The following is a 4,799-nucleotide window of genomic DNA, read 5'->3' as shown; positions in this document are numbered from 1 at the left end:
CAGGCTTCATCGACCGCCGCCTTGAACACCGGCTCGACGGCATACAGCCCAGCACCGGCTCCGGCGCGCTGGGAGCCCTGCCCGGAGAACAGGAACGCCGTCCGCCCCGAAGCATCCGCAGACTTCCCCGGACACACCACACCCGGGTGCGTCTCGTCTCGGGCCAGTGCACGCAGCCCCTCGACCAGCTCAGCACGGTCCGTGCCGGTGACGACGGCGCGGTGGTCGAAGACGGTACGGGTGGTGGCCAACGCACCCGCAACAGCCGACGCCCCCAGCTCAGCATGGGCCTGTAGGTGCTCTTCCAGGCGGGCGGCCTGACCCCGCAACGCCACCTGCGACTTCGCCGACAACGCCAACACCACCGGACCAGCCGATTCGGCCGGAACCGGCGAGGAAACCTGCTCAGCCACAGCCTCGGGCACGGGCGGGGCCTCAAGCACCACATGCGCATTCGTGCCGCTGATGCCGAACGAGGAGACCGCAGCCCGGCGCGGACGCCCCGTCTCCGGCCACTCGGTCGCCTCGGTCAGCAGCCGCACAGCCCCCGCCGACCAGTCCACATGCGGGGTGGGCTCGTCCACATGGAGTGTGCGCGGCAGCACGCCGTGCCGCATCGCCTCCACCATCTTGATCACACCCGCCACACCCGCGGCAGCCTGCGTGTGCCCGATGTTCGACTTCACGGAGCCAAGCCACAGCGGCTGGTCGCCGGGGCGGTCCTGCCCATAGGTCGCCAGCAGCGCCTGCGCCTCGATCGGATCACCCAACGTGGTGCCCGTACCGTGCGCCTCCACCACGTCGACATCCGCCACACTCAACCGCGCGTTGGCCAACGCCGCACGGATCACCCGCTCCTGCGACGGGCCGTTCGGAGCCGTGAGACCGTTGCTCGCGCCGTCCTGGTTGACCGCGCTACCCCGGATGACGGCCAGCACCGGATGGCCGTTGCGCTGTGCGTCCGACAACCGTTCCAGCATCAGCAGGCCGACGCCCTCACCCCAGGCGGTGCCGTCCGCTGAGGCGGCGAACGCGCGGCAGCGTCCGTCCGAAGACAGCCCGCGCTGGCGGCTGAACTCCACGAACGGTGCGGGGGTGGCCATCACCGTGACGCCGCCCGCCAGAGCCAGCTCGCACTCGCCGTTGCGCAGGGCGTGTGCGGCCAGGTGCATGGCGGTCAGCGACGACGAGCACGCCGTGTCGATCGTGACGGCCGGACCCTCGAACCCGAAGGTGTAGGAGATCCGCCCGGAGACGGTGCTCGCCGAGGTACCCGTGGCGAGGTGGCCTTCGACGCTTTCCAGGACGCCGGACAGGTTCCGTGTGTAGTCCTGGCCGTTGGTTCCGACGAAGACTCCCGTGTTGCTGCCCCGCAGGGTGGCCGGGAGGACGCCGCTCAGTTCGACGGCGTGCCAGGCCGTCTCCAGCAGCAGCCGCTGCTGCGGGTCCATCGCCAGCGCCTCGCGCGGGCTGATCCCGAAGAACTCCGCGTCGAAACCGCCGGCGCCCTCGATGAACGAGCCGTTGCGGGTGTACGTGTGTCCGAGCCGGTCGGGGTCGGCGTCGTACAGCCTGTCGATGTCCCAGCCGCGTTCGGCGGGGAACTCCGAGACCGCGTCCCGGCCTTCTCGCAGCAACGTCCAGAACTCTTCAGCGGAGTCGACGCCACCCGGGAAGCGGCAGCCCATCGAGACGATCGCGATCGGCTCGTGCGCCTTCTCCTCGACCTCCCGCAGACGGCGGTGGGCCCGGCGCAGATCGGTGGTGGCGCGCCGGAGGTAGTCTCGCAGTTTGTCGTCACTCACCGTGCCGCCTCCCCCTGGGTCCGGATGTCATCAGGTGTCGTCACCTCAGAAACGTCCCAACTCGTCGTCGAGCGTCTTGAAGAGCTCTTCGTCGGTCGCCGTCGCGGTGAGAACGTCCTCGTCGGCCTCGCCGCCGCTCAGCGGGGCGGAGTCACCGAGCTGCCACAGCAGGGCCTGGAGCCGCTTGGCGAGCTTGTCGTGCGACTCGTCGGACGGCGAACGTTCCCGCAACACCGCCTCCAGGGCCTCCAGCTCGGCCAGACCGGGCGTCGGCGCGGTGATCTCGTCGGGGAGCACCGTGCCGCGCAGATAGCGGGCGAGGGCCTGGGGCGTGGGGTGGTCGAAGACGACCGTCGTGGGCACGCGTAGGCCCGTTGCGGCGTGCAGCCTGTTGCGCAGTTCGACGGCCGTGAGCGAGTCGAATCCCAGTTCGCGGAAGGCCCGTTCCGCGGCGACCGCCCGGCCCGACGGGTACCTGAGCACCGAGGCGACCTCGCCCCGTACCAGCTCCAGCACGAAAGCGTCCCGCTCGGACTCGGGAAGTGCGGTCAGGCGTCCCGCCAGGTCCGGTTCGCCGACGCCGACCCGGCGCGCCGGTACTCGTACCAGGTCCCCGAGCATCCGGGGCAGAGCACCCGCCATCGCGTGCGCACGCAGAGCCGCCATGTTCAAGTCGGCCGGTATGACGGCGGGGCGGACGTCGCCGCCGACAGCCGCGTCGAACAGGGCGAGGCCCAGCTCGGCGGGGAGCGGCTCGACGCCGATGCGGGTAAGGCGCTCCTCACCGGGAACCCCGAGCTCTGCGGCCATCCCGCTCTGTTGCTCCCACAGTCCCCAGCCGAGGGAGACCGCGGGCAGCCCGTTCGCGCGGCGGTGGTGGGCCAGGGCGTCCAAGAACGCGTTCGCCGCCGCGTAGTTGGCCTGGCCTGCATTGCCGAGGGTCCCCGCGAGGGACGAGAACAGCACGAAGGACGAGAGGTCCGCCTCTTCGGTCGCCCGGTGCAGGTTCCAGGCGCTGTCGGCCTTCGCACGCATGACGGTCTCGACGCTCTGCGGCGTCAGGCTGAGCAGCGTCGCGTCGTCGAGAATCCCGGCCGCGTGGACGACCATCGTCAGCGGATGCTCGTCCGGGACGCGCTTGAGCACGTCCGCGAGCGCCGCCTCATCGCTCGTGTCGCACGCCTCGACGGTGACCTGGGCGCCGAGTGCCGTGAGCTCGTCCTTCACCACCGAGGTCGTGTCGGTGAGACCGCGCCGGCTGACGAGGAGGAGGTGTCGCGCCCCGTGCGCGCGCACCAGGTGCCGGGCGACCGCTCCGCCGAGCTCTCCGGTGCCGCCGCTGATGAGAACGGTGCCATCCGGGTCGAGAGGCGGCTGCGGCGCCAACGGACCACCCTCCGCGGCGGACGTACGGGCCAGCCGAGGCGCGAACAACTCGCCCCCGCGCAGTGCCAGCTGCGGCTCACCTACCGCCAGTGCCGTGGAAAGGTCCGGGGCGGAAGCCTCGGTCTCGTCGAGGTCGACGAGCAGGAACCGGTCGGGCTCCTCACTCTGCGCGGAGCGCAGCAACCCCCATACCGCGGCACCGCTCAGGTCGGTCACGTCGTCCTGCGCCGTGTGCGCCACACCGCCCCGGGTCACGACGACGAGTCGCGACGCGGTGAACCGGTCGTCCGTCAGCCAGTCTTGCAGCAGGCCCAGCGTGTCCTGTGTGACGACGCGTGCCCCACGGGCCGCGTCGGACTCCTCGCCGCCGCTGCCGTCGCACGCCACGAGCACGCACGACGGCACCGGAGTGCCGGTGTCGACCGCCGCCCGCAGCTCGTCGAGTGTCCCGTACGACGCCGCGGGTTCGCGCGCCTTGAGGAGAGGGCTGTCACCCAGCACCACCCAGTCGTCCTGACGCGCCGTGGACGACTGGACACGGTGCCACTCCACGTGAAACAGAGCATCCCGGCGCACCGACTCCCGCAGTTCACCGCGGCGCAGTGGTCGCCAGAGCAGCTGATCGACGTCGGCGACCGGGCCGCCTTCGGCGTCCACGACCGAGACCGACGCCGCACGGGGACCCGTCACCCGCAGTCGGACACGTACCGCGGAAACCCCGGACGCGTGGAGGGCCAGACCGGACAGCGCTTCCGGTACGAAAGCGCACTCGCTGCCGCCCTCCGCCCGCACCGCCTCGACCAGGAGCGGATGCAGCACGCTGTCGAGCAGCGCCGGATGGAGCGCGAACCCGACACCGGTGACGTCCTCGGGCAGATCCACGTCCGCGTAGACGTCCTCACCGTGCCGCCAGACCTCGCGTACCCCCTGGAACGACGGGCCGTGACTGAAACCGGCCCGCAACAGCTCCTCGTAGAGCTCGCCCACATCGACCGGCACCCTTCCGGACACGGGCACCTCGCCACTGAACGGCACGGTGCTCGACGTGCCGGGAACGTCGTCGGAGAACACACCGGACGCGTGCAGCACCCACTCCCCGTCGGAGGGGCTCTCGGTCCCGTCCGGACTGGGACGCGTGTGAACGGTGAAGCGGTACCGCCCGGAGACCTCCTGCTGCCTGACACCCACACGCAGTTGCACGGATGCGTCCTCCGACATCACCAGAGGAGCGCCGAACTCCATCTCGTCCACGACGCTCAGCCCCACGTGCCGGCCGGCATGCAGGGCGAGCTCGACGAAGGCCGTCGCAGGCAGGACGACGGAGTCCTCGATCAGGTACTCCCTGAGCCAGGGATGGTCCTCCAGAGCCAGGCAGCCGGAGAAGAACGTCGCTCGCTCATCCGGCGCGTCGATCGCAGCGCTGAGGAAGCGGTGGTGCGTGGGGTTGAGGCCGAGGTTGGTGGTGTTGGTGGGGGTGGGTTGTTTGAGCCAGTAGGTGTGGTGGGTGAAGGGGTAGGTGGGGAGGGGGGTGGAGGTGTGTGGGTTGGGGTGGTGCCAGGTGAGGGGGTGGGTGGTGGTGTGGGTGTGGGCGAGGGTGTTGGTGAGGGC

Annotated in this window: 2 protein-coding genes; both read right to left on the bottom strand. The window is 70.8% G+C overall.

Features of this window, described 5'->3' with window-relative positions:
- Positions 1–1,805, bottom strand: a 1,805-nt coding sequence (locus tag DTL70_RS33085; protein WP_147266858.1) for a type I polyketide synthase, incomplete at its 3' end; no start/stop codon positions are given.
- 45 nt (positions 1,806–1,850) lie between these two features.
- The coding region (locus tag DTL70_RS33080) for a type I polyketide synthase (protein ID WP_114025722.1) at positions 1,851–4,799 on the bottom strand (2,949 nt) is incomplete at its 5' end.

The sequence above is a fragment of the Streptomyces diacarni genome (genome assembly GCF_003323715.1).
GTDB classification, from domain to species: domain Bacteria; phylum Actinomycetota; class Actinomycetes; order Streptomycetales; family Streptomycetaceae; genus Streptomyces; species Streptomyces diacarni.
The sequence above is the reverse complement of the archived record's forward strand: the minus strand, read 5'-3'. Positions and strand labels throughout refer to the sequence as shown.